Below are 24,179 nucleotides of genomic sequence, written 5' to 3' on the forward strand. Positions count from 1 at the left end.
GCAGCGTCAATGGATTAGTCGAAACTGCGCCTAGACCGGCCCGGAACGGTCGCGAAAAGCTTCGACCATCAGGGGGTTAAGCCCGAGTTCGTTGAGCGCCTCGCGGGCGCGGGCATTGTCCTGGGCCCGGCCCGCCAGCCGGTGACCGGAGAGCCGGTCGGGCAGCGCGGTGAGGAGGGCGCCCTGGCCGAGTCGGCGCGCCCATTCCTGCAGGTCGTTGGAGAGGAAGCGGTAGCCGCCGACGGCCATGATGCCGGAGGGCGGCGCGGTGATGCAGATCGCCCCGCTGGGGCGGTCGAGCCGCGCGGCATAGCCGGTGTCGACATAGTCGCGTGGGGGCTGCGCGATCAGTGTGTCGCCGACCGGCGGCGGCGGGGCGTACGCCGCGATCGGCACCATCGGGCCGCGCAGGCCGAGCGTGCCTTTCGGCGTCAGCAAAATCTCGCCGGCGATCGACGAGCCCGACTGCTCGCGCGGCGCACCGTGCGGTCCCGGCATCACCGGCACCGGCATGCCGTCCTCGCCACGCCGAGCGCCGAACAATCCGGCCTCGCCGAACAGATAGACGTCCGTGAACGGCGCATGCGCCGCGATCCAGGCCTCGCTCGCCGCCACCTGCTCGGGGGCGCGCCACAGGCCGATGACATTGCGCAAGGTGGGCATCCGCGCCGGCATATCGGAATCGCCGAGCCGCTGGGCAAACTGCGCCGGCGCGATCAGCACGTCGCATTCGTGCTCGTTGATCTGCTGCTCCAGCACGTCATGCTCGAACGGATGATGCAGCGCCAGCGCGCCGCCGCACAGCAGCCACACCGCAAGCGAGGAGGCGAGGCCGGCAAACGACATCGGCGTGAATGCCGCCATCACGGTCGCGCCCTGCTTGATGTCGGCTTCTAGCGACATCGCGAGCCCGGCGGCGATCAGGCTGAAATGCGGGCGCGGCACCGGACGAAAGCCTTCCGCGGTAACGTCGAAGGAGATCATCGCCGCCTTGCGGCCATCCTGGATCACGGTGCGCGCGATGCCGGGCGGGCGGGCCAGTACATCGTCGAGCGAGGCCATGCCTTCGGGCAGGTCGGTGCCGAAACCGCAGACATGGCGGATCGAGAAGGCTTCGGCGGCCGCATGCATTGCGAGATCGGCATAGCTGACGCCGTCGACCGTGCTCATGGTGACGATGGCGCGCGCCGCGGTGCGGTTCAGGGCGGCGGTCAGTTCGGCATGGCGCCAGAGCAGCGGCAGCACGGCGACGACCAGGCCGGCGCGATGGGCGGCTAGCACCGTGAGCACGAACTCGACCGTATTCGGCAACTGGATCGCGACGACGGAATTGGCCGGCAGGCCCGATTCGACGAAATAGGCCGACAGCGCCTCGATGGCCGTGTCAGCCTCGGCATAGCTCATACGCCGCGGCTGGTGCCCGGTCACCCGGAACTTGTTCAGGGGGTCGAGCAGAGCGAGCGCATGCGGCTGCCGCGTCAGCGTGCGCTGAAACAGCGTGTCGAGCGTCGGCGATACGGTTGGCTGGTTCACGGCGTCACTTTGCTTGATCAGCTTGCGGCTGCCCCTTCGACCACCACGTCTCCGGCAGGTAGCCGGACAGCGATGTGGCCTTTGGCCGTTCTATCCGATTCCAGCGCGCGATCCATTGCTCGGATACGTTAAACAGGGGGATTGTATAGAAACCGGAGATCAAAGCGCGATCGAGCGCCCGCACCGCCGATGCGAAATCCGTATGTTCACGGGCCTCCAGCAGCGCCGCGATCATGGCATCGACCGCGGGATCCCTGGCACCCATGTAGTTGCGGGTGCCCGGATTGTCGGCGGCAGCGCTCCCCCAGTAGAAATATTGCTCGTTGCCGGGCGACAACGACTGGTCCCAGCGATTCTGGATCATGTCGAATTCGTAAGAGAGCCGGCGCTGGTCGAACTGGACGGGATCGACCGAGCGCACGCTCGGCTCGATGCCGGCGCGCTTGAGGTCCCGTTGGAAGGCAAGCGCGATGCGCTCCTGGTCGCGGGTCGTGACCAGAATCTCGAAGGTGAAGGGCGCCTTGGTCGCGCGATTGCGAAGCAGCGTGCCGTCGAGATCGTAGCCGGCCTCCGACAGCAGCTTCAGGGCCGCGCGCAGCGTCGTCCGGTCGCGCCCGGAGCCGTCGGTCACCGGCAGGCGGTAGCTGCCGTCCAGGACGTCTGGCGGGATCTGCGCAGCGAACGGCTTGAGCAGCTCCCGCTCACGCGCATCCGCAGGCTTGCCATACGCCGAGAGGTCCGAGCCGGCAAAATAGCCGGCGACGCGCGAGTAGAGGTTGAAGAAGTAGTTGCGGTTGACCAGCTCGAAATCGAACAGCAGCGTCAGCGCCTGGCGCACCCGGATGTCGGCGAAGACGGGACGCCTCGTGTTGAACACCAGAAATTCGGAAGGTTGCGGCACGCCCGGCTTGATGGTGTCGCGGATCACTTCGCCGCTTTTCGCCGCGGGAAAATCGTAGCCGTCGTGCCAGCGCAGCGGCTCGTGCTCAATGCGGAAATCATAGAGGCCGCGTTTGAACGCTTCGAACTGGCCGTTGGCCTCGCGAAAATAGTCGAGCCTGATCTCGTCGAAATTATAGAGCCCGCGATTGATGGCGAGGTCGCGGCCCCAATAATCGGGATTGCGGGTGAGCGTCACGCTGGCGCCGGGCTTCACGGCGGTGACGCGATAGGGGCCGGAGCCGACCGGGCCCGTCATCGTCGTCTCCTCGAATGCCGCGACATCGACCGCATGCTTCGGCAGGATCGGCATCAGGCCGAGGATCAGCGGCAGTTCGCGGTCATTGGCCCCCGCGAGGTCGAAGCGGACCGTGAGGGGATCTGGGGCCTCGGCACTTGCTACCTTGCTGTAATATTGCCGGTGGTTGGGGCGGCCGTGGTCGCGCAGCAGCTGCCAGGAGAACAGCACGTCCTCGGCGCGCAGCGGCTTGCCGTCGGAGAAGCGGGCCCGGGGGTCGATGTGGAACGTGACAAAGCTCCGCTCGTCGTCGGTCTCGACCGATCTGGCGAGCAGGCCGTAGAGCGTGAACGGCTCGTCATTGCCGCGCGCGAGCAGGCTCTCGACCACGTAGTTCCGCATCTGCTGCACGGCCAGTCCCTTGACGATGAAGGGATTGAGGCTGTCGAAGGTGCCGAGAACGCCCCAGGTCAGCCGACCGCCCTTTGGGGCATCAGGATTGACGTAGGGCATGTGGGTGAAATCGGCAGGCATCGCCGGCTTGCCGTGCATGGCAATGGCGTGGGCTTCCTCGGCCCCTGCGCCGCTTGCCGGGAATCCCAAGGCGAACGGGAGCCCCAAGGTGAAAGCCAGGACGCAGAGGCGGACGCACAGACCTTCAGGACGGCCCTCCATAAGGCGCTGGAACATGAACATCTGCACACGTTGATTCGAGGACCGGCGGGGCCTGAATCCTATCACAGGGAATTTCCCGGGGACGCACGTCAGGGCGCGGTCAAAGACGCTTGTCGGCATTGATCTTTTCGTCGGCCACGTTAAGAAGGCACGCAATCGCGCAAGAGCGCCGAGCCCGTCACGTGTCCGCCTCATTTGACGGGGACAGAGCCGCGCCCAAGGCGGCCATGTTCGGTGCGTCGAAGCGGTTCGGGCACTTCCCGTTCAGAAAGGGTTTTCCGCAATGAATTTCCGTTACTTGGCCGCGTCCGTCCGGCCGCGCGGGCGACTTCTCGCCTTGTTGACGGCGACGGCGTTGGCCGTCCCGTTTGCCGCCGAGGCTCAGGCCCCGGCTCCGGGCGCACCCGCGCCCAAGGCAGCCCCGAAAGCCGCTCCGAAGGCTGCCCCAAAGGCCCCGGCGCCGGCCGCTCAGGCACCTGCCCAGCAGCCGCCCGCTCAGGGCGCTCCGGCGCAGCAGGGCGCGGCCCAGCCGGCGGATCAGCAGATCCAGCTGATCTACGCCCCCTGGACCAAGTTCTGCCTCAAGGGCCAGGACGCCAATGCCAAGCAAGTTTGCTTCACCGGCAAGGACGGCCGTATCGAGTCGGGCCAGCCGGTCATCGCGGCCGTCATTATCGAGCCGGAAGGCGAGCCGAAGAAGATCCTGCGCGTGACGCTGCCGCTCGGCATGCAGCTGGTGCACGGCACCCGCATCATCGTGGACAACAATCCGCCGTTGCAGAGCCCGTATGTGATCTGCTTCCAGAACGGCTGCATGTCCGACTACGAGGCCACGCCCGAGTTCATCAACAACATGAAGAAGGGCCAGAATCTCGTTGTTCAGGCGATCAATGCCAACGGCGCGCCGCTGACCCTGCCGCTGCCGCTCGCCGGCGAATTCCAGAAGGCCTATGACGGTCCGCCGACCGATCCGAAGGTGTTCGAGGAAACTCAGAAGAAGCTTCAGGAAGAGCTTCAGAAGAAGGCTGACGAGCAGCGAAAGAAGCTCGAGCAGCAAGGTGGCGCGCCCGGCGCACCTCCGACCGCTCAGAAGTAATCGGGACCCAATCCCGGACATGAAAAAGGCGCTCGGTTCGAGCGCCTTTTTTTCTGACCCATATTGTCTGAGCGAAGATGTGTCCGAGCGAAGATCAGTTCAGCGACGGGTTCCGCGGACGATAGCCGCCGGCCTTGTCCTTGATGAAGATCTCGGTGACCTGGGAATGCCGGACCGGCTCGCCGGAATCGTCCGGCACCAGGTTCTGTTCGGAGACGTAGGCGACGTATTCCGATTCCGCGTTTTCGGCGAGCAGGTGATAGAACGGCTGGTCCTTGTGGGGCCGCACCTCCTCGGGAATCGACAGCCACCACTCCTCGGTGTTGTTGAATTCCGGATCGATGTCGAAGATCACGCCCCGGAACGAGAAGATCCGGTGGCGCACGACCTGTCCGATCTGGAATTTGGCGGTCCGCGCTTTAATCATTCCCCGTCGATAGACCAGGATTGTGGCCGATGCTAGTGCCCTGATCTGGAATTAACCCGCGCTTACGGGGCAGATAGCCCCCATGTCCTCAGAAAACACTTCATCAATGGTCGATATCCTCAATCTCGCTCTACCTTATTTCGGCTTGATCTTCGTTGGATTCGCCTGCGGCAAGGTCAAATCCCTGCCGGAATCGGGCCTCGCCTGGATGAACTTCTTCCTGCTCTATGTGTCGCTGCCGGCGCTGCTATTTGCGATCATGTCGAAGACGCCGTTCTCGGAATTGAACAACCCGCCGTTCCTGATTGCGACCACGCTGTCGACGGTTGCGGCATTCACCCTGGCGCTGGTCGTCGGCAAATTTCTCGGCCGCCTGACGCTGCGCGAGGCGACGCTCGCCGGGCTCTCCGGCGGCTACGGCAATATCGGCTACATGGGGCCGGGGCTCGCGCTCGCCGTGCTCGGAACCAAGGCGTCAGCGCCGACCGCGCTGATTTTCTGCTGCGACAGCATCTTCCTGTTCACGATAGTGCCGTTGCTGATCGAGCTCTCCGACCGCGATCATCCCTCGATCGTGCACGCCTTCGGCGTCGTGCTGAAGCAGATCGTGCTCAACCCGCTGATCATGTCGGCCTGCTTCGGCGCGGCCTTCGCATCGCTCCATATCGAGATGCCGGTCGCGCTCGACCGCACCATCACCTTCCTCCAGAACGCAGCCGCCCCGACCGCGCTGTTCGTGCTCGGCGTGACGGTGGCGCTCCGCCCATTCGACCGCGTACCCTGGGAAGTGCCGGGCGTGATCGCGGTCAAGCTCCTGATCCATCCGCTCGCAGCTTTCTGCCTGATGTTGGCGTTCGGTCCGTTCGCGCAGCCCTGGGCCGCGACCGCCGTGCTGATGGCGTCGCTGCCGCCGGCGCTGAACGTGTTCGTCATCGCCCGGCAGAACGACGCCTGGATCGAATCTGCCTCCGTGGCGGTGCTGCTCGGAACGTTTGCGTCCGTGGTCACGCTGACCAGCGTGATGTGGGCGATCCAGACCGGCCGGCTGGCGTTTCCTTAAACCTTAGCGCCGCCACGTCGGCGTCAGGCCCTCGCGCATCGCAAAACGCCGGAGCGGGCCGAACGCGCCGAGCAGGTGCATGCCGACCGCACGGACCGGCTGGAGCGGGAGGAAATCGTTGAGCAGGGAGCGGTTGGCGATGTCGATCGCAAAGGTCCGACTCAGAATGTCCGGACGCCGGGCCCGGTCGTAGCGTTTGAGCACGTCGGCTGCGCCGGGATCCTGACTCGATGCGATGGCGTCGCCTGCGAGCCTGGCAATGTCGGCGGCATCTCGCAGGCCGAGATTGAGACCCTGGGCGCCGATCGGGGGAACCACATGGGCGGCTTCACCGACCAGCGCGATGCGGTCGCGGCCGAAGGATTTGGGGCGTTCGATTGCCAGCGGGAACAGGTTGCGCCCGGGCTCCACTGTTATGCGGCCTAAAATGGAATGCGATTGCTTCTCGATCGCGGCGGACAGCTCCGCGTCGCCCAGGCCGCGAAGCCGTTCGGCGTCCGCAGGCGCCGAGACCCAGACGACGCTGGAGCGGTCGCCGGGCAGGGGCACGAACACGCAAGGGCCTTGCGGCGTGTGGAACTCGGTCGAGACGTTGCGATGCGGGCGCGCGTGGCCGACATTGAAGGTCAGCGCCGTCTGGGTCAGCTCGCGCCGCGTCACCGTGATGCCGGAGGCTTCGCGGCAGAGCGAATGGCGGCCGTCGGCGCCCACCACGAGACGGGCAGAGAGGAATTGCGCGGCGGCGGTGCGGATCGCGACGTCGTCGGCTTCGATGACAACGGTTTCGGCCTCGTCATCGAAACGGACGAGACCGGGCAACTCGGCCGCGCGCGCTTCCAGCGTCAGCATCAGCGAGCGGTTGTCGATGTTGTAGCCGAAGGCATCGAGTCCGATTTCGTGACAGGAGAACCGGACCTCCGGCGCGCGGAACAGCCGGCCCGTGTCGTCGACGAGCCGCATGATTTCGAGAGATGCCGCCTTGTCCTTGCAGCGCGACCAGACATCGAGCGTTTCCAGGAGACCGACGGAAGCACCGAGCAGGGCGGTGGTGCGGTTGTCGGCATAGGGCACGCGCCGCGCCACCAGCGCGGTCCGTGCGCCCGCCTGCGCCAGTGCGATGGCCGCGCTAAGTCCCGCCGGTCCGCCGCCGATCACGGCCGCGTCAAAGAGTGTCGATGCATCTGTCATGGAACGACATTTGACACGCCCCACGGCAAATTCAAGCCCACTCATATTTCCTTGATTTTATGACGAATTGTGCGACCGGGCGCCGCAATGGCTTATGTGCAAACCGGTGTCATTCTGATAGCAGAAGCCATGGACAGCCAAGAGGATTCCCTGAAGCACAGGCCCGCGATCCGCGCCGCCGCCTTCTCGGTGCACATCTTCACCGCGTTCGGTGCGGCGATTGCGCTGCTGGCAATGCTCGAGGCCGTGCGCGAGCACTGGGCGGCGATGTTTCAATGGCTGGGCGTCGCCCTCATCATCGACGCGATCGACGGGCCGATCGCGCGCCGGCTCAACGTCAAGGACGTGCAGCCGAACTGGTCGGGCGACGTGCTCGATCTCGTGGTCGATTTCGTCACCTACGTGTTCGTGCCGGCCTATGCGATCGTGGCCAGCGGCTTGCTGCTGCCGGTCGCCGCACCCTTGCTAGGTGTCGCCATCATCGTCACCAGCGCACTATATTTCGCCGATCTGCGCATGAAGGCCGACGACAATCATTTTCGCGGTTTTCCGGCGCTGTGGAATGCGGCGGCGTTTTATCTGTTCCTGCTGCACTGGCCGCCGCTGCTGTCGACGCTGCTGGTAGCAAGCCTGGTGGTGCTGACCTTCGTGCCGTTCCACGTGCTGCATCCGGTGCGTGTCGTGCGGCTGCGCTGGCTGACGATGTCGCTGATCGCAATCTGGGCTCTGCTCTCCCTCTACACGCTGCAGATGGACTTTCGCGTCGGCACCGGCGTGACTGTCGCGCTCTGCGCGATCGCGCTCTGGATCAGCTTCAGCGACGCATTGATACGGCTGACAAGATCCTTCGCATGATGCACCTGTTGACAAGCCCCGAAGCCTGGGCCGCGCTCCTCACCCTGACGTCGCTCGAGATCGTGCTCGGCATCGACAACGTCATCTTCCTGTCGGTAATCGTCTCGCGCATCCCCGAAAATCAGGCGCACCGCGCCCGCCAGATCGGGCTCGCGCTGGCACTGATCTTCCGCATCATCCTGCTCAGCCTGCTGGTCTGGCTGATCGGCCTGACCGCGCCGGTGTTTTCGTTTTCGGGTTACGGCTTCTCCTGGCGCGACCTCATCCTGATCGGCGGCGGCTTGTTCCTGATCGCGAAGGCAACGCACGAGATTCATGGTGAGGTCGAAGCCGATGACGGCGACGGCGACGAGAACTCCCCTCGTAACGCTTTCTTCTGGGTCATCGTCCAGATCGTGATCATCGACATCGTGTTCTCGCTGGACTCGATCATCACGGCGATCGGCATGGCGCAGGACATCGAGATCATGATCGCGGCCGTCGTGATCGCCTGCCTGATCATGTACATTTCATCCGGGCCGGTGTCGCGATTCGTCGCAGAGCATCCGACCACGAAAATGCTGGCGCTGGCGTTCCTGGTGCTGATCGGTGTCGCGCTGGTGGCGGACGGATTCCAGTTCCACATCCCGCGCGGCTACATCTATTTCGCAATCGCGTTCTCGGCGGCGGTCGAATTCTTCAACGTGCTGGCGAAGCGCAACCGCAGGAAAATCGGCAAGCCGTCGGTCTAGCCATTCCAGCCGGTGTCGAGTTGACAAGGCGGGCGCGATGCCTTTCGCTGGCCTGCGAGAAGAGGAGGTCAGGCGATGACCAAAGCCGTCCGTGTCCACAAGGTCGGAGGCCCCGAAGTCCTGGTCTATGAGAGCGTCGATGTTCCGGCGCCCGGCCCGGGCGAGGTGCGCATCCGCCAGCATGCGGTCGGCCTCAACTTCATCGACGTCTATTACCGCACCGGCCTGTACAAGGCGCCCGGGCTGCCTTTCATCGCCGGCAACGAGGCCTCGGGCGAAGTCGTCGCTGTCGGGTCGGGCGTGACCAATTTCCATCCCGGCGACCGCGTCGCCTACTACTACAACCTTGGCGCCTATACCGGCGAGCGCAATATCCCTTGGGAGAAACTGGTCAAGCTACCCGACCACATCACCCACGAGCAGGGCGCCGTGCTGATGCTGAAGGGGCTGACCGTCTGGTATCTCCTGCACAAGACCTTCAAGGTCGAGCCGCATCATCGCGTGCTGATCCATGCCGCGGCCGGCGGCATCGGCCTGCTCGCCTGCCAATGGGCGAGGGCAATGGGCGCCCACGTCATCGGCACCGTCGGCTCGCGCGAAAAGGCCGAGCTTGCCGAGGCCAATGGCTGCGACCACGTCATCCTCTACAACGAGGAAGACTTCGTCGCGCGCGTCAAACAAATCAGCCGCAACGAGGGCTGCGACGTCGTCTATGACGGCGTCGGCAAAGCGACCTTCCCGGGCTCGCTATCCTGCCTCAAGCCGCGCGGCATGTTCGTCTCCTTCGGCAATGCCTCAGGCCCGGTGCCGCCGTTTTCGATCGCCGAACTCAACGCACATGGCTCGCTGTTTGCGACGAGACCGAAGCTCAACGACTATGTCGGCACCCGCAAGGAGTTGCTGGAAGGCGCCGACACGCTGTTCGCTGCTGTCATCAATGGCAAGCTGCACGTGCCGATCAACCACGCCTACGCGCTCAAGGACGCCGCCAAGGCGCATATCGATCTCGAAAGCCGCAAGACCACGGGCGCGTCGATCTTGAAGCCGTAGTTCTTCCGTCGTCATCTGCTCCCGTGTCCCGGCTTTGCAGCGCACCGCGAAGGGGCGCTGCGCTGCGTTCGGGGGTACGAGGCAGGCCTTACGCCACCCGCCGTGCCGCGCCGGCCCTGATCAAAATCCCGTCGAGGCAGCCGATCATCTCGGCGATCTCGGCCCGCGTGACGTTCAGCGCCGGCATGAAGCGCAGCGTGTCGACCTGCGGCGCGTTGAGGAGCACGCCGGCCTCGAACGCCTGGGCGACGATGCCGGGTGCGATCGGCAGCTTGAGGTCGAGCGCGAGCAACAGGCCGCGGCCGCGCACCTCGCCGAGGCCGTGCCGGGCGGAGACCTTTTGCAATTCGCTTTCGAGCAGCAAGCCTGTCTCGGTGACCGCCTTGAGGAAGTCCGGCTTGCTGACCTCGTTGAGCACCGCAAGTCCTGCCGCGCACATGATCGGGTTGCCGTTGAATGTGCCGCCCTGATCACCGTGCTCGAAGCAGGCCGCGCGTTCGGTCGCGAGCAGGGCTGCGAGCGGCACGCCACCGCCGATGCCCTTGCCGAGAGTCATGATGTCGGGCGCGATGCCCGTATGCTCGTAGTGGAAGAGCTTGCCGGTCCGGCCCATGCCGGTCTGGATCTCGTCGAAGATCAGCAGGAGATCGTGCGCGTCGGTGAGCGCGCGCAACTCCTGCAAGAACTGATCGGTTGCAGGCCACACGCCGGACTCGCCCTGTATCGGCTCGATCATCACAGCGACGGTGTTGTCGTTGATCAGCTTTTCGACCGAAGCGATGTCGTTGAGCTTCGCCTTCTTGAAGCCGGCGACCTTCGGCTCGAACAATGGCTCAAAGGCCTTCTTGCCCGAGGCCGACATCGTCGCCAGCGTCCGGCCGTGGAAGCCACCCTCGAAGCTGATGATCTCGAACGCGCCGCCTCTGTGCAGGCTGCCATATTTGCGCGCAAGCTTGATCGCGCCCTCGTTGGCTTCCGCGCCGGAATTGGCGAAGAACACCTGGTCGAACGCGCTGTTGGCGACCAGCGCCTGCGCGAGCTTCAGGCTGGGCTCGTTGTAGAAGGCCGGGCTCGGCGTCAACAGCCGCTTGGCTTGCGCGGCGAGCGCGTCGGCAATGGCGGGCGGGGAGTGGCCGAGGCAGTTGACGGCCCAGCCCTGCACAAAATCGAGATAGCGCTTGCGGCTGTCGTCCCAGAGGTAGGAGCCGGCGCCGCGGACGAACACGGCCTTGGGCCGAGCGGTGATGTCCATCAGCGCGTCATACGGGTGCGTGGTCATGTCGAACTCCTCTGGAGGCGGATCAAAAATGCGCGCGAAATGCAAAAAGGCCGCACCTTGCGGGTGCGGCCTTCTCGAAAACTGGGCTGAATTCAGTGGTTCAGCGGCGTCGTCGGACATGGCGCACCCTCTCATCGTCGCGGAAGCGACGGCGGAGCATTTCGATGCGCTGATGGGTCCGAGCGTTGATCATGGGGCGCGGCAATACAGGCGAATGGCGGGGCTTGTCAAGCGCGCGTTTTACAGATCACCCGCCCAGCGTGCATGGGGCAGGTCAGATACGTGGCTTGCTCGGCGTGTGGCGGTTGTGACGTCGCGGGTGACGAAGAGGCGCAACTCGTATGCGGTTGCGCGCGGCACGATGCGCCGGATGTCACTCGCACGATTGAATTTTATCGATCGTCCGCCTAGAAACTATCACGTCTCTAGCGCGTTTGTGATCGACCAACGCGAATTGGTTCGAACCGTACGCATGACGGTTCAGACCAAGAGGGGCGGGACCAACCAGATAGTTTTAAAACCTTGTCCGACACGCCTTACCCGATCGACCTCGACAGCATTCGCGGCGCGTTTCCGCCGGGCATCGAGGCACCATCCCTTTTGGTCGACTTCGCCGGCTGGCTGAAGGGGCGCCCCTGGGGCAGCGTCGGCTGCTTCTCGCTGCAAGGCCAGTTTTCCGATCAGGCGCCGATCTTCGACGGCAGTCCCTTGCGCGACAGGTTTTCGCTGTTCATGCGGCTGCCGGATGGCTCGGCCGTCGGCGGCTGGTATGGCGCGGGTCTTGACCGCGACAATCCGCCGATCGTGGGGCTTGGCTCCGAGGGCGACCACGAGCTGCTGGCGCCGAGCCTCGATGGCCTGCTCGCAAAACTGACATCGCAGCAATTCGAGAAGGCGTGGCACGATCTGCTGCCGCATGACGACGTCGAATGCCAGACGGTCGAACTCGCGCAATGGCTCGCCGGACGGCTGACCGGGGAGGCGGCGACGCCCGATGACAATTCGTCGGAGCTGCCCGACTTTCGCGGCTTCGTGGAAAATTGGAGCCGGGATCGCGAAGACTACTGGGCCAATCACCGCTTGATGGCCGAGCTCGGCTGGCGCCTTGCCGCGCATCTGCCGAAGGGCAAGAAGCCCTGCGACAAGACGAACTTCGAGATCGCGATCGTCGGCAAGCAATACGAGGCGCGCGTCCTGACGCGCGGGCCGCAGTCGTTCGAGGAAGCCGGCTCGATCGAATCCCTGCTGCGCGATCTGCGTGAGGAGATGCGCTGCGCGCAGCCCGAGCTCGGGCTGTGGCACGCTATGAAATTCGGACTCTATGCCGACGGCCGGGTGATGCCGAACTTCGAATACGACGTACGCCCGAGCATCGACGGCGAGCCTGCGAGGCTGTCCGAGGCGCAGGCTGATCTTGCGCGGGCACCAAGGCCGGAGCGCTGGGTGCCGAAATGGCTGGTGTGACGAAGCGCCGTCAGAACCCCGCGACGCTGCCGTGCAGGTCGTATTGGTCGGCGCGCTCGATCTTCGCGGTGACGATCTCGCCAACGCGCAAGGGGCGGCGGCTCGACAGGTAAACCGCGCCGTCGATCTCGGGCGCATCGGCCTTGGAGCGGCCTTTCGAAACAGTCGGACCGACCTCATCGATGATGATCTGCTGGCGCGTGCCGACCTTGCGCTTCAGCCTGCGCGCGGAAATCTTCTGCTGGCGGGCCATCAGCGCGTTGTAGCGCTCCTGCTTGATCTCTTCCGGCACGGGATTCTCGATCGCGTTCGACGTTGCGCCTGCGACCGGCTCGTATTTGAAGCAACCGAGCCGATCAATCTCGGCTTCGTCGAGCCAGTCGAGCAGATAGGCGAAGTCGGCATCGGTCTCGCCGGGGAAGCCGACGATGAAGGTCGAGCGCAGGGCGAGATCGGGGCATTCCTCGCGCCAGCGCTTGATGCGCGTCAGCGTCTTGTCCTGCGCCGCCGGACGTTTCATCGCCTTCAGCACCTCGGGACTCGCATGCTGGAACGGGATGTCGAGATAGGGCAGCACCTTGCCCTCATTCATCAAGGCGATGACCTCGTCGACATGCGGATAGGGGTAGACATATTGCAGCCGAACCCAGGCGCCGAATTCGCCGAGCTCGCGCGCGAGATCGAGGAATTTGGCGCGGACCTGGCGATCCTTCCACGGGCTCTCGGCGTATTTCAGATCGACGCCATAGGCCGAGGTGTCCTGCGAGATCACCAGCAGCTCTTTCACGCCGGCACTGACCAGGCGTTCGGCCTCGCGCAGCACGTCATTGGCCGAACGAGAGACGAGATCGCCGCGCAGCTTCGGAATGATGCAGAAGGTGCAGCGGTTGTTGCAGCCCTCGGAGATCTTCAGATACGCGTAGTGGCGCGGCGTCAGCTTGATGCCCTGCGGCGGCACCAGATCGAGATGCGCATTGTGCGCCGGTGGCAGTGCGCGGTGCACGGCGTCGAGCACGCTCTCATATTGCTGCGGGCCGGTGATGGAGAGCACACCGGGATAGGCCTGCTCGATCTGCTCGGGTTCGGCGCCCATGCAACCTGTCACGATTACCTTGCCGTTCTCGGCCATGGCCTCGCCGATCGCCGAGAGCGATTCCTGCTTGGCGCTGTCGAGGAAGCCACAAGTGTTAACGATGACGATGTCGGCCCCGTCATGCTTGCGGGCGAGCTCGTAGCCCTCGGCGCGCAGGCGCGTGATGATGCGCTCGGAATCCACCAATGCCTTGGGACACCCGAGCGACACGAAGCTGACCTTGGGCGCAGCCGTCTGATCCATATCCAAATCTGCCTGATTGACAGGCCTGAGCTAGTCCCAATTGCCCATAATTACAACCCTTTGCAGGGCCCTCCGGCGTGCTATGGGTGAATCACCTGCCGTGAGTGAGCTATGAGCGCCGAACAGTCACCCAAAATCGTGATCGTCGACGAAAGCCCGATCCGGGCTGCGATCCTCGAAGAAGGGTTGCGGGAGGCCGGATTCATGCAGATCGTCCATATCCGTGAAATGCAGAGCCTGCTCGCCCGTATTTATGCGGTCGACCCCGACATCATCGTGATTGATCTCGAAAATCCCAGCCGCGACGTGCTGGAGGCGATGTTCCAGGTTAGCCGCGCCGTGAAGCGGCCGATCGCGATGTTCGTGGATCAGAGCGATTCATCCTCGATCCAGGCGTCCGTGGAAGCGGGGGTCTCCGCCTACATCGTCGACGGGTTGAAGAAGGAACGCATCAAGCCGATCCTCGATCTTTGCGTGTCCCGCTTCAATGCTTTCGCAAAACTCCAGGAGGAGCTGGAGCGCACCAAGTCGCAGCTCGAGGATCGTAAGATCATCGAGAAGGCCAAGGGCATCCTGATGAAGGTGAAGGGCCTCGCCGAGGACGAAGCCTATGTGCTGCTGCGCTCCACTGCGATGCGCGAGAAGAAGAAAATCGGCGAGATCGCGCAGTCGATCATCACCGCGTCGGAGATGCTGAAATGACCGCTCCTCTCCGCATCGGGTTCATTCCGCTGGTCGATGCCGCAGCGCTGATCGTTGCCGTCGACAAGGGCTTCGCCGCGGCCGAAGGGCTTGAGGTCGAGCTGGTGCGCGAGGTCTCCTGGTCCAACGTCCGCGACAAACTCAATATCGGCCTGTTTGATGCCGCGCATCTCTTGGCGCCGGTCGCAATCGCATCCTCGCTCGGGCTCGGTCACGTCAAGGTGCCGATCGCGGCGCCCTTCAATCTCGGCATCAACGGCAACGCGATCACGGTGTCGCCGGCGCTTCATGCGGCGCTGATGGAGGAGATCGACGGCGATCGCTTCGATCCGCTCGCTACGGCAAAAGCGTTGGCACGCGTTGTCGCCAAACGGCGCAAGGCGGGAGCCGATCCGTTGACCTTCGGCATGACCTTCCCGTTCTCCACCCACAATTACCAATTGCGGTTCTGGATGGCGGCGGCCGGCGTCGATCCCGACGAGGATGTGCGCCTCGTGGTGCTGCCGCCGCCCTACATGGTCGATAGTCTTGCCAACGGCCACGTCGATGCGTTCTGCGTCGGCGCGCCCTGGAATTCGATCGCGGTCGATCTCGGCATCGGCCATATCCTGCATTTCGTCTCCGACATCCTCGCCCACGCGGCGGAGAAGGTGCTGGCAGTTCGCCAGGTCTGGGCCGACAAGCATCCCGACGTGGTCGCTAGCCTCGTGCGCGCCGCGGTGAAGGCGGCCGAGTTCATTGAGCATCCGGAAAACCGAACCGAAGCGGCGCGGATCCTGGCGCAGCCCGAACGGATCGGAGTCGACGCCGAAGTCATCCAGCGCACCCTCACGGGACGCCTCAAGATTTCGCCGGACGGCACCTTTCGCGAGAGTGGCAGCTACCTTCTGGTGGGACGCGAAGAGGCAGGGCGCCCCGATCCGGTCCAGGCCGCCTGGCTCTATGCGCAGATGGTGCGCTGGGGGCAGACGACGTTGAGTTCGGACGGCGTCAAGACAGCGATGACGGTGTTCAGGCCCGACCTCTACGACGGCGCTCTCGGCCGACGGCCGCCCACGCAAGCCCCCGCGGCATTCGGCGCATTTGCCGGCCCCGCTTTTGATCCCGCGAATATTCGGGGGCATCTTGCGGCCTTCGAGGTGGGCCGCTGGAAGGCCTGATTCGCGTTTGCATTGTTTTTGAGCGCTGGAGATCAGCGTCTAAATTTTAGGCCGACTGCTCGAATTTCATAAGAATTCCAGAGGCGCGAGTTCCCTAGGGCGCGCCTAATCATCTGATATTGCACCAAGTTTCATTTCATCAAAGCTGGCACGCAACTTGAATGTTGCAGTGCGGCCAGCCTGTCACAGGTGCCTGCTGAGCCAGTCCCGCAGCAACGAAGCTGATCGGACCGTTGGGTGCAGAGCCGGCTATCAAGCCAGCCGAGTTCCTCGCGGGTCGTGCACTTTCCGTCGACACCCAGGTGGCCGCAGGAGCTTCGTTACTGACCATGAAAATCGACACCGTCTCAGTCGACTTTACCGACGACCAGAAACGCTATCTCGAAGGCTTCACGAGCGGTTTGCAGATCAGCCGGGTCGGCCGCGGTCTCGGCGGCGCCGGCAAGGCGAGCCCCGAACCGACCGGCCCCGATGCCGTGCACATCAAGGCGCAGGACAAGGTCATCGCTGCGGGCAAGAAGCTCGCCGACCAGGAGAAGATCAAGCGCGACGAGCATCCCTTCGATGCTTATCCGCGTCTCCGCCAGCAGGCGCTCGACAATACGCCGCCAAGCCCGGCGGACAATTTCCGCTGGCGCTATTACGGCATCTTCTACGTCGCGCCGACGCAGGACTCCTACATGTGCCGTCTGCGGATTCCGAACGGCATCATGAAGCACTGGCAGCTGTCCGGCCTTGCCGATCTCGCCGATGAAACGTGCGGGCCCTACAGCCACGTCACGACGCGCGCCAATCTCCAGCTTCGCGAGATCCCGCCAAAGAACGCCGTGAAGCTGATCGAGGGCGTTCAGGACCTCGGCCTGTGCTCGCGCGGCTCAGGCGCCGACAACATCCGCAATGTGACGGGAACGCCGACGGCGGGCATCGATCCGCAGGAGCTGATCGATACGCGGCCTTATGCGCGCGAGTGGCACTACCACATCCTGAACGATCGCTCGCTGTACGGCTTGCCGCGCAAGTTCAACGTCGCCTTCGACGGTGCCGGCAGGATCGCCGTGCTCGAGGAGACCAACGACATCGCATTCACGGCCTTTGAAGTGAAGGACGGTTTCGGCGTCGAGCCCGGAGTCTCGTTCCGCCTCGGCCTTGGCGGCATCACCGGGCATAAGGATTTCGCCAAATATTCCGGCATCGTCGTCAAGCCTGAAGAAGCCACGGCCGTTGCCGACGCCATCGTGCGCATATTTATCGAGCACGGCGACCGCACCAACCGCAACAAGGCGCGGCTGAAATACGTGCTCGATGCCATGGGCCATGACGGCTTTCTCAAGCTGGTCGAGGAGCGGCTGAAGAAGCCGTTTACGCGCGTGCCGGAAGAGGCGTTTCTCCCGCGGCCTGCCGCGGACCGCATGGCGCATATCGGCGTGCACAAGCAGAAGCAGGACGGTTTGAACTGGATCGGCGCGTCGCTGCCGCTCGGCAAGATCAGCTGCGATCAGATGCGGGGCCTCGCCAAGGTGGCGCAGGACCTCGGCGACGGCGATATCCGCCTGACCGTTTGGCAGAACCTGCTGATATCAGGGGTGCGCGACGAGAATGTCGAGCTTGCGATGGCGGCGATCAAGCAGATCGGGCTCGCGGTCGAAGCCTCGCACATCCGCGCCGGCCTGATCGCCTGCACCGGCAATGCCGGCTGCCGCTTTGCCGCGGCGAATACCAAGCGCCACGCCGCCGAGATCGGCGACTGGTGCGAGCCGCGCGTCGAGATGGACAAGCCGGTCAACATCCACGTCACCGGCTGCCACCATTCCTGCGCGCAGCATTACATCAGCGACATCGGCCTGATCGGAGCACGCGTGCCGGTGAACGAGGAGGACACGGTCGAGGGCTATCATCTCTTCACCGGCGGCGGGTTTGGCCCCGATGCCGACGTCGGGCAGGAGATCTATCACGACCTCAAGGCCGAAGACGCGCCGAAGACGATCGAAGGGCTGCTCAAGGCCTATATCGCCCATCGCTCGTCTCCCGACGAAACGTTCCTGTCCTTTGCGCGCCGCCACGACGGCGAGACGCTGCGCAAGCTTGCCGATGCCGAGGTGTCTTCATGAACCAGATCAGCCCTCCGCCGAAACTCGACATCATTCCCACGAGCGCTCCGTTCTCCGACGCGCAACGCTCCTGGCTGAACGGCTTCTTTGCCGGGCTTCTGTCGCCCGATGCAGCAGCGCCACTGTCGGCCGAGCAGGGCGCCGCCGTGTTGCAAGGCGCAGCCGGTGACGGCGACGACGGCGAATCTCCGTGGCATGACCAGACCATGCCGATCGCGGATCGGATGAAACTCGCCGAGGGCCGTCCCGTGCGCCGCAAGATGATGGCGGCGATGGCGCAGCAGGATTGCGGCCAGTGCGGCTACAATTGCCACGACTATTCGGAGGCGATCGCGGGCCGCAGTGAAGCGCGGCTCAACCTTTGCGTCCCCGGCGGCAAGGAAACCGCGCGGATGCTGAAGTCGCTGTACGAAGAGCTGGACAAGACGCCGATGGCCAAGGCGTCCGACAAGCAAGACGCGGTGGCAGCCCCCGCCGTGACCGTGACGATCGCCGAGCCCGGCCGCTCACGCGACAACCCTGTTGCGGCGACCTTCCTGTCTCGTCGTCTTCTCAACAAGGGAAAGTCGGAGAAGGAAACCTATCACGTCGAGTTCGATCTCTCCGAGAGCAAGCTCGACTATACCGTCGGCGACAGCTTCGGCGTGTTTGCGCGCAACGAGGTCGGCCTCGTCGACCAGATCATCGCGCTGCTCGGCGCCTCCCATACCACGAAGGTCAATGGCAAGACGTTGCGCGAGGTGCTGATCGACGACGTCTCGTTGTCGCCGGCGCCCGACACGCTGTTCGAGCTGCTTTCCTTCATCACCGGCGGCGCGCAACGCGAGAAGGCGCGGGCGCTGGCGCAGGGCGAGGATCCCGATGGCGATGCCGCTACGCTCGACGTCATGGCGGCGCTGCAGAAGTTTTCGGGCACGCGTCCGCACCCCGAGGCCTTCGTCGAGGCGCTGGAGCCACTCCAGCCGCGGCTCTATTCGATCTCCTCGTCGCACAATGCAACGCCCGGAAAACTGTCGCTGACGGTGGACTCCGTGCGTTACATCATCGGCAAACGCAAGCGCATCGGTGTCGCCTCGACCTTCCTCGGCGAGCGCATCGGCGAGGGCGAGAAGCTCAAGGTCTATGTGCAAAAGGCGCACGGCTTCGGCTTGCCGCAGGATCCGAAGACGCCGGTCATCATGATCGGTCCCGGCACCGGCATAGCGCCGTTCCGCGCCTTCCTGTTCGACCGCAAAGCGACCGGTGCGCCCGGCAAGAACTGGCTGTTCTTCGGCCACCAGCGCAGCGATTGCGACTTCTTCTACCAGGAGGAGCTCAATGCGATGAAGACCTCGGGCCTGCTCACGCGCATGTCGCTGGCCTGGTCGCGCGACGGTGAGAAGAAGTTTTACGTGCAGGACCGCATGCGCGAGGTCGGTCGCGAGTTGTGGACGTGGCTTGCCGAGGGCGCGCATCTCTACATCTGCGGCGATGCCAAGCGCATGGCCAAGGACGTCGAGCGCGCACTGGTCGACATCGTCGCCCAATTCGGAGCGCGTTCGACCGACGAAGCCGTCAGTTTTGTCGCCGAGCTCAAGAAGACCGGCCGCTTCCAGACTGACGTGTACTAAGGCGCGGCAAGGAGCACAGGCGGGCCGGTCGGTTCCGATCGCCTCGGACTTTAACGAATAAGATGCTCGGAACCCGCCCGCGAGGAGAATTTGCATCTTCGATTGGGCTTCTTAGGAGAACCCGCATCGCTATTTCCGCGGATGTCTTGCCCACCACCCGGATTGATCCTTCATAATCCCGCAAATGGGGCGTTGGAGATCGACCATGCGCGAACTATCGGCGGAAGCCAGGCTGCACTTCTACGCGCGCTCGCTCTCGCGGCGGACCGCGGCGAGCATGCATCATGCCGCGATGTACAGCGCCTTCGCCGTCATCGCGGCCATCGTGTTCGGCACGCTCTCGGTACACCCGTTCTGATCACGCCCCGCGCTTGAACGGCGCCACTTCGATTCCCGCATCCTTCAAGGCCTGACGCAGGCCGCGCGCGATGTCGACTGCTCCCGGCGTATCGCCGTGGATGCAGACCGTGTCGGTGCGCATCTTGATCACCTTGCCTGTCACCGAGACCACCGCGCCATCCTGCACCATGCGCACCACGCGGTCGGCGATGGCCTTGGCGTCGTGCAGCACCGCGCCAGGCTTCTTGCGCGAGACGAGGTTGCCGTCGTCCTCATAGGCGCGGTCGGCGAACACCTCGTGCACCATCGGCAGATTGGCGTCTTCGCCGGCCTTCACCAACTTCGAATTGGCGAGCACGACGAAAATCAGGCCGGGATCGACCGCCTTGATGCCGGCTGCGATCGCCTTCGCAGTCATGTCGTCCTCGCAGGCGACGTTGGACAGCGCGCCATGCGCCTTCACATGCGTCACCTTGTGGCCGGCGGCCGTCGCGATCGCCTGCAACGCGCCGATCTGGTAGGCGACGAGGTTCTCGATCTCGGAGGCTTTTAGCCCCGCGATCGGATGCCGGCCAAAACCGTGCAGGTCGCGATAGCCGGGATGTGCGCCGACCGAGACGCCGCGCGCCTTCGCAAGCTCGACTGTCCGGCGCATGATGTCGGGGTCGCCGGCATGAAACCCGCAGGCGACGTTGACCGAGCTCGCCAGCTCGATCATCGCAGCGTCGTTGCCCATCTCCCACGCGCCAAAACTTTCACCGAGATCGCAATTGAGATCGATCGTCTTCATGGGTAGCTCTCCGTCTCTGGTCTTCTTGTCGTTTACGGCTCGGCCGCGACCTGCCAGGTCCCGGCGTCGACGGCACTTACAGCATAACCCGCGACGTTGGCATCACTGAGCGCCTCGATGTTGAGCGCGACGGTGTCGGCAGAGCGCAGGCGATCGGGCAGGCTGCGGATGGTTTGCGCGAATTTCTTCGCCTCGTCTTGCGCCTCGGCCATGCTGACCGCCTTGAAGCGGAACGCCGTTCCTGCCGAGGTCTGCGCGAGGCGGCCGACATCGGCCGTGATCACGGTTGCGATCTTCGGGTAGCCGCCGGAGGTACCGCGGTCCATCATCAGCGCGATCGGCGCGCCGTTGCCGGGCACCTGGATGCTGCCGTTGACCGTGCCGTCGGAGACGATGTTGTGGCCGTGCAGATGCTTGATCGCGGGGCCTTCGAGCCGGTAGCCCATGCGATCGGAGGTCGCCGAGATCTTCCACACGCTGTCGAGGAACAGCGCCTTGTTGGCGTCGTCGAACTCGTCGTCCTGCGGTCCCAGCAGGACGCGGATCGGACCGCTCGATAGCTTCGGCAGTTCGATGCGCAACTCCGGCGCACCGCTTGCGGCGCTGACAGATAATTCGTCACCGGCCTGGAGCGGGCGCGGGTAGGGGCTGCCGAGGCCGGCGCGGGCGTTGACCGCGAGACTGCCAAATATCGGCTCGCCCTTGATCCCGCCTTCGATCGCCAGATAGGTGAACGCACCGCCGCGAGCAAAACCCAGCGTCAGCGTCTCGCCGTCCTTCAGCGTCACCGATATGTCCATGGCGACCGGACTGCCGGCGATGTCCACATTGCGCGGCGCGCCTGAAATTGCGACGCGCACGGTGCCGTCGCGGGCGGTGAACGAGGCGCCGAACGGGCCGACTTCGACAACGGCGGCGAACGGTTCGTTGCCGACAAGCGTGTTCGCTGCCGCGAGCGACAGGCGGTCCATCGCTCCGCTGACCGTCAGGCCATAGCGTTGCGCTCCGTGGCGTCCGCCATCCTGGATGGAGCTTGCAGGCCCGATGCTGGCGATCACAAGCCGGCTCATGCGACCGCCTGCTCGGCAATGATCTCGCCGGCCTCGGCGGCGCGATCCTGTTCCTCGAACGTCTTATGGTCGATTGCGAAAAACGTCACGCGATCGCCGGGTTCGGTGAGGAAGGTCGGATTGCGGTGGAGCTGATAGGTCCGCACCGGTGTGCGGCCGAGCAGGTGCCAGCCGCTGGGCGCAGCCAGGCACTGGATTCCGGCCTGGATACCGCCGATCGAGATCGTGCCGGCCGGCGTCAGCAGCCGCGGATTCTGTCGCCGCGACATTTGCAGGGATTTGTCGAGGCCGCTGAGATAGGACCAGCCCGGCGTGAAGCCGATCATGGCAACCTTATAGTCGCCGGCAACGTGGCGGGCGACGATGTCGTCGGGCGTGGTGTTCAGCGCCTTCGCGACATCCTCGAGGTCAATGCCGTGCACGCCGCCATAGGCGACGGGAATGCGCCAGCGGCGCGCCCTGGTGGCCGGCGGCAACGGTTGGCTGGCGAGCGCGAGCAGCTTTTCGCCGAGTGCGTCGAAGCCGATCTTGCCGGGATCGTAATGCACCAGCAGCGAGCGATAGGTTGGCACGGACTCGGTGATGCCATCGATCGGGCTTGCTGCGAGCGCCTTGTCGAGCGCCAGCACGCGCTGGTTGGCGTCGTCGTCGATGGTACGGCTGAACTCGACCGTGACGGCGCTGTCGCCACTGGGCAAAAGGCGGGGCGGGGGAAGCGTCGCGGACATGGGCTGTCGAAATCGGGCTTCTGGAGATACGCGGGCTCGGCCTTGAGTTCCGCTTGTCCCTGCTTCGCGTAAATGCGCCCCCAAGTCCAATAAATTAATGCAGGGGAAGACGATAAAGCCTTGTTATCGCGACGCATAACAGCGCTGCGGCCCTGCATGATTGGTACCTTCTTGGCCCTTGACGGCACGCCCGCACCTCGCAAGATGCGCGCGTTCATTCCCGCCCATCCGGAGCTCGTCTGTTTCCATGTCGCTGTCCCCCGAAGCCCGCAAGACCCTCGCCGGCATCACCACTGCCACCATCACCACGGTCCTGCTGAAGAAGGGCCTGCGCAACATCTGGATGCGCGGCGCGCGTCCGCTGCGCCCGGGTCTGCCGCGCCTGGTGGGACCGGCCTTCACGCTGCGCTTCGTGCCGGCGCGCGAGGATCTGGCGACGCCGGAATCCTGGTCGTCGCCGATCTCGACCCGCACCGCGATCGAAGCAATGCCGGAGGGCTGCATCGCCGTGGTCGACGCCATGGGGATCACCGATGCCGGCATCTTCGGCGACATCCTGTGCGCGCGCATGATGAAGCGCGGCGTCACAGCACTCGTCACCGACGGCGTCGTGCGTGACGTCGAGGGCGTGCTCGGCACCAACCTGCCGGTCTGGTGCGACGGCTATGCCGCGCCGCCGTCGGTTGCCGGCCTGACCTTCGTCGGCTGGGGCGAACCGATCGGCTGCGGCGGCGTTGCGGTATTCCCGAATGACATCGTGGTCGCCGACCAGGACGGCTGCGTGCTGATCCCGCAGGCGATGCTCGAACACGTGCTCAATGAGAGTGTCGAGCAGGAGCGGATGGAAGCCTGGATCGTCAACGAGGTGAACAACGGCGCGGTGCTCCCGGGCCTCTATCCCATGAACGCCGAGACCAAGGCGCGCTACGCCGCAAGCAAGAAGTAACAGACAGCAAGAGAGGTTACCCCATGGAGATCACTGTCGCAGGCACGCGGCCGACCCGCCGCGCGCCCAAGGAACACTTCACCGGCACGGTCCTTCAGGACCCCGTGATCATGGCGCCCGCGCCGGCGCGGCTGAACTGCTCGCGCGTGTCGTTCGAGCCGGGCGCGCGCACCAACTGGCATCACCATCCGCTCGGTCAGACGCTCTACGTGATTTCGGGAGTCGGCCGGGTCCAGTCCAAGGGCGGGCCCATCAGGGAAATACGCCCTGGTGACACCGTCTGGATTCCGCCGGGCGAGTTGCACTGGCACGGCGCCACGCCGACCAACGGCATGACCCACATCGCCATGCAGGAAGCGCTCGACGGCGTGTTCTCGACCTGGCTGGAGCCGGTGACCGACGCGGAATATGGGGCGGCGGTCGGCTGACTCTCGTGCCCCGGAACAAGACGCATCGCGTACCGCGATGCGTCGCTGCTCGTCCGGGACACGGCACTTTACATCCTTTCCGCCGTCCACGTGCCCGTGCACATGGTGCCGCGCCAGGTGCCGGAGCCTGAGGTGCCGCTGAGCCGGCCGAAGCCGACGGCGCGCTTGATGCCGGTGCTCAAGGTGACATTGATGCGGCCGGCATCCGCGACGCGGCCGGACGCCGTCACTGCGGCGCTGCTCGACGCGATCTGACCATTGTTGATGCCGATCGAGACGGTCGAGCCGTTACCGCAGGTCTCGCTCGACGATGAGATACGGACATTCCATGCGCCGTCGAAAGTGCTAGCGCGGGCCTGAGCGGCCGGTAACGCGATGACAATGATTGTGGCGAAGAGAGCCTTGCGAAATCCGTTCATGACACGCC

The 24,179-nt window shown here is 64.5% G+C and carries 23 protein-coding genes; 13 read left to right on the forward strand and 10 right to left on the reverse strand.

What is annotated here, in order from left to right:
* Nucleotides 1–30: 30 nt before the first annotated feature.
* Together ABIB06_RS28975 and ABIB06_RS28980 are read right to left on the reverse strand one after the other, a co-directional pair.
* On the reverse strand, nt 31–1,533 hold the full coding sequence (locus tag ABIB06_RS28975; RefSeq protein ID WP_247346854.1) for an AMP-binding protein: 1,503 nt from the start codon (nt 1,531–1,533) through the stop codon (nt 31–33).
* A gap of 4 nt (nt 1,534–1,537) precedes the next feature.
* Entirely contained in the window at nt 1,538–3,406 is a 1,869-nt protein-coding gene (locus ABIB06_RS28980) for an extracellular solute-binding protein (protein ID WP_354048041.1), read from the reverse strand.
* Nucleotides 3,407–3,668: 262 nt separating this feature from the next.
* On the opposite strand from ABIB06_RS28980, the gene ABIB06_RS28985 reads away from it, so the two are divergent.
* Nucleotides 3,669–4,481: an invasion associated locus B family protein gene (locus ABIB06_RS28985; RefSeq protein ID WP_247346856.1), complete on the forward strand. Its 813-nt coding sequence runs from the start codon at nt 3,669–3,671 to the stop codon at nt 4,479–4,481.
* Between the two features lie 94 nt (nt 4,482–4,575).
* Here ABIB06_RS28985 and hspQ read toward each other — a convergent pair whose 3' ends face one another.
* Entirely contained in the window at nt 4,576–4,908 is a 333-nt protein-coding gene (gene hspQ / locus ABIB06_RS28990) for a heat shock protein HspQ (RefSeq protein ID WP_247346858.1), read from the reverse strand.
* A gap of 106 nt (nt 4,909–5,014) precedes the next feature.
* Here hspQ and ABIB06_RS28995 point away from each other — a divergent pair, with 106 nt between their 5' ends.
* A complete protein-coding gene (locus ABIB06_RS28995; protein ID WP_354048039.1) occupies nt 5,015–5,968 on the forward strand; it encodes an AEC family transporter in 954 nt (317 codons plus the stop codon).
* Nucleotides 5,969–5,971: 3 nt separating this feature from the next.
* Here ABIB06_RS28995 and ABIB06_RS29000 read toward each other — a convergent pair whose 3' ends face one another.
* The gene (locus ABIB06_RS29000; protein WP_354047816.1) at nt 5,972–7,156 is read right to left on the reverse strand and encodes a UbiH/UbiF family hydroxylase; all 1,185 of its coding nucleotides are present in this window, start codon (nt 7,154–7,156) and stop codon (nt 5,972–5,974) included.
* 87 nt (nt 7,157–7,243) lie between these two features.
* On the opposite strand from ABIB06_RS29000, the gene pcsA reads away from it, so the two are divergent.
* From pcsA to ABIB06_RS29015, 3 genes are all read left to right on the forward strand, one after another.
* A complete protein-coding gene (gene pcsA, locus ABIB06_RS29005) occupies nt 7,244–8,011 on the forward strand; it encodes a phosphatidylcholine synthase (protein ID WP_354047814.1) in 768 nt (255 codons plus the stop codon).
* Nucleotides 8,008–8,742, forward strand: coding sequence for a TerC family protein (locus ABIB06_RS29010; RefSeq protein WP_354047812.1), 735 nt, complete (start codon nt 8,008–8,010; stop codon nt 8,740–8,742). Before pcsA ends, ABIB06_RS29010 begins: the two co-directional genes overlap by 4 nt.
* Nucleotides 8,743–8,817: 75 nt before the next feature.
* Complete coding sequence (locus tag ABIB06_RS29015; protein ID WP_247346867.1) at nt 8,818–9,792, forward strand: quinone oxidoreductase family protein; 975 nt, start codon at nt 8,818–8,820, stop codon at nt 9,790–9,792.
* 88 nt (nt 9,793–9,880) lie between these two features.
* Here the strand turns inward: ABIB06_RS29015 and ABIB06_RS29020 are convergent, their stop codons facing one another.
* Nucleotides 9,881–11,071, reverse strand: coding sequence for an acetylornithine transaminase (locus tag ABIB06_RS29020; protein ID WP_354047810.1), 1,191 nt, complete (start codon nt 11,069–11,071; stop codon nt 9,881–9,883).
* 522 nt (nt 11,072–11,593) lie between these two features.
* Between ABIB06_RS29020 and ABIB06_RS29025 the strand changes: the two genes are divergently transcribed.
* Nucleotides 11,594–12,535: a hypothetical protein gene (locus ABIB06_RS29025; RefSeq protein WP_354047808.1), complete on the forward strand. Its 942-nt coding sequence runs from the start codon at nt 11,594–11,596 to the stop codon at nt 12,533–12,535.
* A 10-nt stretch (nt 12,536–12,545) separates the two neighbouring features.
* Here the strand turns inward: ABIB06_RS29025 and rimO are convergent, their stop codons facing one another.
* On the reverse strand, nt 12,546–13,871 hold the full coding sequence (gene rimO, locus ABIB06_RS29030) for a 30S ribosomal protein S12 methylthiotransferase RimO (protein WP_354047806.1): 1,326 nt from the start codon (nt 13,869–13,871) through the stop codon (nt 12,546–12,548).
* 111 nt (nt 13,872–13,982) lie between these two features.
* Between rimO and ABIB06_RS29035 the strand changes: the two genes are divergently transcribed.
* From ABIB06_RS29035 to ABIB06_RS29055, 5 genes are all read left to right on the forward strand, one after another.
* The gene (locus tag ABIB06_RS29035) at nt 13,983–14,573 is read left to right on the forward strand and encodes an ANTAR domain-containing response regulator (RefSeq protein ID WP_354047804.1); all 591 of its coding nucleotides are present in this window, start codon (nt 13,983–13,985) and stop codon (nt 14,571–14,573) included.
* Entirely contained in the window at nt 14,570–15,733 is a 1,164-nt protein-coding gene (locus tag ABIB06_RS29040; protein WP_354069828.1) for a CmpA/NrtA family ABC transporter substrate-binding protein, read from the forward strand. Before ABIB06_RS29035 ends, ABIB06_RS29040 begins: the two co-directional genes overlap by 4 nt.
* Before the next feature lie 329 nt (nt 15,734–16,062).
* Nucleotides 16,063–17,841 carry a NirA family protein gene (locus ABIB06_RS29045; RefSeq protein WP_354047800.1) on the forward strand — a complete coding sequence of 593 codons (1,779 nt, stop codon included), beginning with the start codon at nt 16,063–16,065 and terminating at the stop codon, nt 17,839–17,841.
* Nucleotides 17,838–19,451, forward strand: a complete 1,614-nt coding sequence (locus ABIB06_RS29050; RefSeq protein WP_354047798.1) for a sulfite reductase subunit alpha — start codon at nt 17,838–17,840, stop codon at nt 19,449–19,451. The genes ABIB06_RS29045 and ABIB06_RS29050 overlap by 4 nt, the downstream gene beginning before the upstream one ends.
* 205 nt (nt 19,452–19,656) lie before the next feature.
* Nucleotides 19,657–19,809, forward strand: a complete 153-nt coding sequence (locus tag ABIB06_RS29055; RefSeq protein ID WP_247346884.1) for a hypothetical protein — start codon at nt 19,657–19,659, stop codon at nt 19,807–19,809.
* Here ABIB06_RS29055 and ABIB06_RS29060 read toward each other — a convergent pair whose 3' ends face one another.
* From ABIB06_RS29060 to pxpB, 3 genes are read right to left on the reverse strand one after another with little or no spacing between them, the layout of a single operon-like run.
* Entirely contained in the window at nt 19,810–20,580 is a 771-nt protein-coding gene (locus ABIB06_RS29060; RefSeq protein ID WP_354047796.1) for a LamB/YcsF family protein, read from the reverse strand.
* 32 nt (nt 20,581–20,612) lie between these two features.
* On the reverse strand, nt 20,613–21,650 hold the full coding sequence (locus ABIB06_RS29065) for a 5-oxoprolinase subunit C family protein (protein WP_354047794.1): 1,038 nt from the start codon (nt 21,648–21,650) through the stop codon (nt 20,613–20,615).
* Entirely contained in the window at nt 21,647–22,378 is a 732-nt protein-coding gene (pxpB, locus tag ABIB06_RS29070) for a 5-oxoprolinase subunit PxpB (protein WP_354047792.1), read from the reverse strand. The genes ABIB06_RS29065 and pxpB overlap by 4 nt, the downstream gene beginning before the upstream one ends.
* Nucleotides 22,379–22,625: 247 nt before the next feature.
* On the opposite strand from pxpB, the gene ABIB06_RS29075 reads away from it, so the two are divergent.
* Nucleotides 22,626–23,324 (forward strand): ribonuclease activity regulator RraA, encoded by a 699-nt coding sequence (locus tag ABIB06_RS29075; protein WP_247346892.1) that lies wholly within the window; start codon nt 22,626–22,628, stop codon nt 23,322–23,324.
* Between the two features lie 23 nt (nt 23,325–23,347).
* Complete coding sequence (locus tag ABIB06_RS29080) at nt 23,348–23,752, forward strand: (R)-mandelonitrile lyase (protein ID WP_354047790.1); 405 nt, start codon at nt 23,348–23,350, stop codon at nt 23,750–23,752.
* Nucleotides 23,753–23,820: 68 nt separating this feature from the next.
* Here the strand turns inward: ABIB06_RS29080 and ABIB06_RS29085 are convergent, their stop codons facing one another.
* Complete coding sequence (locus ABIB06_RS29085; RefSeq protein WP_354047788.1) at nt 23,821–24,171, reverse strand: hypothetical protein; 351 nt, start codon at nt 24,169–24,171, stop codon at nt 23,821–23,823.
* Nucleotides 24,172–24,179: the final 8 nt, after the last annotated feature.

Origin of the sequence: Bradyrhizobium sp. LB8.2 (assembly GCF_040548035.1) — a bacterium.
Taxonomy (GTDB): domain Bacteria; phylum Pseudomonadota; class Alphaproteobacteria; order Rhizobiales; family Xanthobacteraceae; genus Bradyrhizobium.